Annotated in this window: 6 protein-coding genes; 3 read left to right on the top strand and 3 right to left on the bottom strand. The window is 72.0% G+C overall.

Annotated elements, in window-relative coordinates:
• Nucleotides 1-228: 228 nt before the first annotated feature.
• Nucleotides 229-504 (bottom strand): hypothetical protein, encoded by a 276-nt coding sequence (locus tag ACWD6R_RS28260; protein WP_451821283.1) that lies wholly within the window; start codon nucleotides 502-504, stop codon nucleotides 229-231.
• 104 nt (nucleotides 505-608) lie between these two features.
• Between ACWD6R_RS28260 and ACWD6R_RS28255 the strand changes: the two genes are divergently transcribed.
• The gene (locus ACWD6R_RS28255; RefSeq protein WP_451821284.1) at nucleotides 609-1721 is read left to right on the top strand and encodes a DUF5937 family protein; all 1113 of its coding nucleotides are present in this window, start codon (nucleotides 609-611) and stop codon (nucleotides 1719-1721) included.
• Between the two features lie 243 nt (nucleotides 1722-1964).
• Here ACWD6R_RS28255 and ACWD6R_RS28250 read toward each other — a convergent pair whose 3' ends face one another.
• Entirely contained in the window at nucleotides 1965-2642 is a 678-nt protein-coding gene (locus tag ACWD6R_RS28250; RefSeq protein WP_451821282.1) for a response regulator, read from the bottom strand.
• Between the two features lie 43 nt (nucleotides 2643-2685).
• Complete coding sequence (locus ACWD6R_RS28245; RefSeq protein WP_451821281.1) at nucleotides 2686-3885, bottom strand: sensor histidine kinase; 1200 nt, start codon at nucleotides 3883-3885, stop codon at nucleotides 2686-2688.
• 96 nt (nucleotides 3886-3981) lie between these two features.
• Between ACWD6R_RS28245 and ACWD6R_RS28240 the strand changes: the two genes are divergently transcribed.
• Both ACWD6R_RS28240 and ACWD6R_RS28235 read left to right on the top strand, forming a co-directional pair.
• On the top strand, nucleotides 3982-4989 hold the full coding sequence (locus tag ACWD6R_RS28240) for an SAM-dependent methyltransferase (RefSeq protein WP_451821280.1): 1008 nt from the start codon (nucleotides 3982-3984) through the stop codon (nucleotides 4987-4989).
• Nucleotides 4990-5104: 115 nt separating this feature from the next.
• Nucleotides 5105-6247 (top strand): NADH-quinone oxidoreductase subunit D, encoded by a 1143-nt coding sequence (locus ACWD6R_RS28235; RefSeq protein WP_451821279.1) that lies wholly within the window; start codon nucleotides 5105-5107, stop codon nucleotides 6245-6247.
• Nucleotides 6248-6258 lie beyond the last annotated feature (11 nt).

The following is a 6258-nucleotide window of genomic DNA, read 5'->3' as shown; positions in this document are numbered from 1 at the left end:
AGGCGGAGGATTGAGCCATGGCGGAGCCATGGTGATGGACGACAACGCCGCGAGGTGCGTGCCCCAGCCCCGTGACGCCGCCCCCCAATTGCCGGTCGGTCTTAGAGGAGCGGGTGCCGGGGCGTCCGGGGCCGTTCCGTCCTCAAGCGCCGGACGGGCCGGCTGGTGGCGCCAGGGCCACCGCCCCGGTCAACGGGTGCCCCGGTCGTCCGAGCACCCGTTCCGTCCTCACACGCCGGACGGGCCGGAAGTGCCGGGACCGACGGGCCGGGCGGAGCTGCCGGACCGGCCGACGGTGCCCGGCGGGCGGCGGGTGAGGCGTTCTCGTAGGGCCGTTCTCCAGCGGCGGTTCGCCGGGCGGCCTTCGATCACCGCTTCGAAGCGGCGGGCGTCGCGGGCCTCCCGCACGACCTCCCAGTCGTGCCGGCCAGGCAGTGGCGGCGGCGCTTCCCCGTGCTGAGCTGCACGGTAGCTGTCGATCATGTGTTGCTGCATCGCGTCCATGACCTCAGCCTGGGCCGCTCCGGCGGGTCCGGCCCGTCGATTGACGACCACCGTCAAATGGCGCGTGACGCTCTCTCCGCACCCGGCACTATGGACGGGTGAGCGTGAACATCGACATCGCGGGACTGCCGTCCGAACGCATCGTCTTCGAGACCTCGCCCCTCGCCGAGCTGGGGCTCGCGCTGCATGCGCTCTCCGAGCCGGGGCACCACCCCGGCCTGCACGGCTGGGCGACGGCGACCGGCAGTGTGCTGGAGCCGGACCTGGCCGACCGGCTGCACGAGGCCGAGTTCCTGTGGCGGAACACGTTCTCGGACGTCTTCATGGCGTTCGCCGGGGTCCGCGGCGGTGACGGCAGGACCGGGGCGACGCTCGCCGAGGACCTCGACATCCTCGACCGGCTGGACGACGAGCGGTTCGTCGCCTCCGCCCTGGAGTTCACCTGCGCCAGCCTGTACGGGATCGGCGCGCCCTCCCCGCTCAGCGACCCGGGCATGCGCGCCCGGGCCCTGGACATGGCGGCGGCGCGCGGTCCGCGGCAGGTGGAGTTCACCCAGCAGCTGCTGGCCGACCCCGCCCCCGTACGCCGCTGGGTCCGGCGCCTCTTCGAGGACTGCGACGAGGCGTTCTTCGCGGACACCTGGCGCCGGGTCCAGGTCCAGCTGGTCGCCGACGCCCGGCACAAGACAGATCTGCTGCGCCGCAAGGGCGCCGGCGAGGCGTTGGGCGCGGTGTCCGCAGCGCTCTCGCTCGACGAGAGCGGCAGCCGGATCAGTGTCGACAAAATAACCAAGGGCTCGACCACCGCGACCGACCCGTCCATCGGCGCCGGGCTGACCCTCATCCCGTCCAGCTTCGGCTGGCCGCATCTGATGGTGCTGCACGCACCCGGCTGGCGCCCGGTGATCCACTACCCGGTGCACCGCCCGGAGCTGCCGTCCCCCGCCTCGGTCGAGATCCTGCAGCTGCGGATGGAGGCGCTGGCCCACCCCATGCGGATGCGCCTGTGCCGCAACCTCGCCCGTTCCCCGTACACCACCGGTGAACTCGCCGACTCGCACAGCATCACGGCACCCGAGGTCTCCCGGCATCTTTCGGTACTGAAGAAGGCCGGCCTGGTCACCACGCGACGCCGTGGCCGCTACGTACTGCACCAGCTGGACCTGACCGTGGTGGCCCGGCTCGGCAGCGACTTCCTGGAGGGTGTGCTGCGGTGAGCGGCACCGGGCGCCGTGGGCCCGGTGCAGCCGCCTGTGCCTAACGGCCTCCCCCGCGGCAGGGAGTGGATCAGCGAGCGGCGTCATGCGGCTTCGATGGCACGGCGGAGGACGGAGTCGACGCGGAGCGTCGGTGACCGACGACAACGCCGCAAGCGGAGTCGCAGGGCGTCGGGAGCCCATTACCTATCGCGGGGGAAGCCCTAAGCCCGGACGGGTCCCACGGAGAGGCCGCGATGCCGGTCAGCCCGCCCCGCCCCCGCCGGCCCGCACCAGCCCCGTCTCGTACGCGAGGACGACGACCTGCACCCGGTCGCGCAGGTTCAGCTTGGTGAGGATGCGGCCGACGTGCGTCTTCACCGTCGCCTCGGACAGCACCAGGCGTGCCGCGATCTCGCCGTTCGACAGGCCCTGCGCCACCAGCAGCATCACCTCGCGTTCGCGTTCGGTGAGCTTGCCGACGTCCTTGTGCTGCGGTTCGTTGCCGCTGCTCGGCAGCAAGGGCGAGAAGCGGTCGAGAAGTCGCCGCGTGGTGGACGGGGCGACGACCGCGTCTCCGCTGTGCACCGAACGGATCGCGGCGAGCAGCTCGCCCGGCGGCACGTCCTTGAGCATGAAGCCGCTGGCCCCCGCCTTCAGTCCGGAGAAGGCGTACTCGTCGAGGTCGAACGTGGTCAGGATGAGCACCTTGGGCGCATCGGGCCCGCCACAGATGCGCCGGGTCGCCTCGACGCCGTCCAGCCTCGGCATGCGGACGTCCATCAGCACCACATCCACGTCGGTGGAACGAAGGTTCTCGATCGCCTCCGCGCCGTCGCCGGCCTCGGCGACGACCTCCATGTCCGGCTGGGCTGCGAGCACCATCCGGAAACCGGTGCGCAGCAGCACCTGGTCGTCGACGAGCATCACGCGGATCGCCATGAGGGTCCTTGTCTCCTGTTCCTGTCCAGCAAGGGTCAGTGGGCTAGTGGGCGGGCTTGAGCGGCAGCAGCGCGCTGATCCGGAAACCGCCGCCGGGGCGCGGCCCGGCGTCGAGCGTGCCGCCGACCATGCCGACCCGCTCCCGCATGCCGATCATCCCGTGGCCCGCGCCGTCGGCGCCGCCGTCCTCGTACAGTTCGTGCGCGGCCCCCCGGCCGTCGTCCTCGACCAGCAGCCCGAGCCCGTCGTCGAAGTAGACCAGCCGCACACTCGCACCGGCGTCCGGGCCACCGTGCTTGCGGGTGTTGGTCAGGGCCTCCTGCACGATGCGGTACGCGGTCAGCTCGACCCCGCTGGGGAGCGGGCGCGGGGTGCCCTCGATCTTGAAGTCCACTGCCAGGCCGGTCTGCCTGACCTGCTCGATCAGGTCCTCGATCTGCTCGACGTCGGGCTGCGGGACGTACTCCCCGCTCTCCCGGGCGTCGCCGGTCCGCAGCACGCCGAGCAGCCGGCGCATCTCGGCGAGGGCCTGCCTGCCGGTGCTGGAGATCGTCTCCAGGGCCTGCCGGGCCTGGTCGGGCGCCCCGTCCATCACGTACGCCGCACCGTCGGCCTGCACCACCATGACGGAGACGTTGTGTGCGACGACATCGTGCAGTTCGCGGGCGATACGGGCCCGCTCGGCGGCCACCGCGACCTTCGACTGCGCCTCGCGCTCCCGCTCCAGCCGGGCGGCGCGCTCCTCCAGCTGGTCGAAGTACGCCCGCCGGGTCCGCATCGAGTCGCCGAGCACCCAGGCGAGCACGAACGGCACCGTCATGACGACGACGACGAAGACCTCCTGCGCCCAGCCACCGCGCATCTCGTTCGGCCAGCGCAGCTGTGAGAGACCGGCCGCGCAGAGACTGCAGACCAGCGCGAGCCGGGACGCCCAGCGCTCACCGACCGTGGCCACGGTGAAGGTGATCACCAGCATGGCGAAGTTCGCGACGCTCGGTCTAACGCCGAACACCAGCTGCGCGACGCCCATCGCGACGGCGAGCAGCAGCATCTTCTCCGGTGCCCTGCGGCGCAGCGCGACGACCAGGCAGAGGCCGATGGTGATCGGCACGGCGGGGAGCCGCTCCGATCCGCGGCTCGGGTCGGCCACCACGGACAGGCCGGAGAGACCGAGGAGGACGACAGCCCAGAAGGTGTCGACGCCCGTCGGGTGTCTGCGGATGAAGTCGTAGAGGCGCTGCACGTAACCCAGCGTAGGGAAGGCCGATAGGTGACTGGGTCAGCCGAAGGGCCGATCCGGTTCCTGGGACCGTACTCCCCAAGGTGGAGACTTGGCTCCGTGACGGATGAGTGGCGTGGGTGGCAGGAGGCGGCACAGACCGCTTTGTACGGGGACGGGGGGTTCTACCGGAGCCCCGAGGGGCCTGCCGGGCATTTCCGTACTTCCGTGCATGCCTCGCCGCTGTTCGCCGCCGCCGTGGCCAGGCTGCTGGCCGGGACGGCGCGGGAGCTGGGAACTGACCGGGTCGATCTGGTCGACCTCGGGGCCGGGCGGGGCGAGCTGCTGACGGGGGTGCTGGCGGCGCTGCCGGGCATCGCCCCGGCGGGGCTCGCGGTACGGGCGTACGCGGTGGAGATTGCCGCCCGGCCGCCGGGTCTTGACCCCCGGATCGAGTGGTGCGCCGAGCCGCCGCAGGGGGTGCGGGGGCTGCTGTTCGCCAACGAGTGGCTGGACAACGTGCCGACGCCGGTCGCGGAGACCGACGCGGACGGCGTCGACCGGTATGTGCTTGTCCGGACGGCGGACGGCACGGAGCGGCTGGGCGCACCGGTGACCGGAGCAGACGCCGAGTGGCTGCGCCGCTGGTGGCCGTCGGCCGGTCCCGGCAGCCGCGCGGAGATCGGGCGGCCGCGCGACGAGGCGTGGGCGCGGGCGGTCGCCACCTTGTCCGAAGGGCTCGCGGTGGCGGTCGACTACGCCCACGTACGGGAGGCGCGGCCGCCGTTCGGCACGCTGACCGGCTTCCGGGCCGGGCGCGAGGTGCGGCCGGTGCCGGACGGCAGCTGCGACCTGACCTCGCATGTGGCGCTGGACGCGTGCGCGGCGGCGGGTGCGGGGGGCGGGATGGGGCCGGAGGTGGTGGATCAGCGGGAGGCGCTGCGGGGGCTGGGGGTCAGCGGGGAGCGGCCGTCGCTCGCACTCGCCTCGACCGACCCGGCGGCGTATGTGCGGGCGCTGGCGTCGGCGGGCGAGGCGGCCGAGCTGACCGCACGGGGCGGGCTGGGCGATTTCGGGTGGCTGATGCAACGGGTGGGGGCGAGCCTGTCGAGCCCCTCCGGCGTTTGACGAGCGGGCTCCCAGGCAGCGCCCCGGAGGCAACGCGGCCCGGGGCGCCGGGCGGACGGGCCGGAAAGCCCGGGGCCCGGAGCGCGCCGTGCGGCGCGCAGGGAATACTGGCCGTATGACGGAGACGACGGTCGGCATCGGTGGCGCGGCGGAGAGCACCGACATGGTGCTCAACATCGGGCCTCAGCACCCCTCGACACATGGCGTGCTCCGTCTGCGGATCGTTCTCAACGGCGAGCGGATCCAGCACGCCGAGCCCGTCATCGGCTATATGCACCGCGGTGCGGAGAAGCTCTTCGAGGCGCGCGACTACCGGCAGATCGTGATGCTCGCCAACCGTCACGACTGGCTGTCGGCCTTCTCCAACGAGCTGGGTGTCGTGATGGCTGTCGAGCGGATGCTCGGCATGGAGGTCCCGGAGCGCGCGGTCTGGACGCGGACGCTGCTCGCCGAGCTGAACCGGGTGCTGAACCACCTGATGTTCCTCGGCTCGTACCCGCTCGAACTGGGCGGCATCACCCCGGTGTTCTACGCCTTCCGGGAACGCGAGGAGCTCCAGGCCGTGATGGAGGAGGTCTCCGGCGGCCGGATGCACTACATGTTCAACCGGGTCGGCGGTCTCAAGGAGGACCTCCCGGCGGGCTGGCTCGGCCGCGCCCGGGACGCCGTCGCGTCGGTCCGTTCACGGATGGACGTGTACGACCGGCTGGTGCTCGGAAACGAGATCTTCCGGGGCCGTACCCGCGGTGTCGGTGTGCTGTCCGCCGAGACCGTGCACGCGTACGGGGTGTCCGGGCCGATCGCCCGCGCCTCCGGGGTCGACTTCGATCTGCGGCGCGACGAGCCGTATCTGGCGTACGGGGAGCTGCAGGACACCCTCAAGGTCGTCACCCGCACCGAGGGCGACTGCCTGGCCCGGTTCGAGTGCCTGCTGGAACAGACCCACAACGCGCTGGACCTGGCGGACGCGTGCCTGGACCGGATGGCCGGGCTGGCGCCCGGTCCGATCAACCAGCGGCTGCCCAAGGTGCTGAAGGCCCCCGAGGGCCACACCTACGCCTGGACCGAGAACCCGCTCGGGATCAACGGGTACTACCTGGTGTCCAAGGGCGAGAAGACCCCGTACCGGCTGAAGCTCCGCTCCGCCTCGTACAACAACATCCAGGTGATCACCGAGCTGCTGCCGGGCACGCTGGTCGCCGACATGGTCGCGATCCTGGGCTCGCTGTTCTTCGTCGTCGGCGACATCGACAAGTAGCTCCGCCGACG

Source organism: Streptomyces sp. NPDC005151, assembly GCF_053599875.1.
Note: the sequence above shows the minus strand (reverse complement) of the source record. Positions and strands in the feature narration are given on the sequence as shown.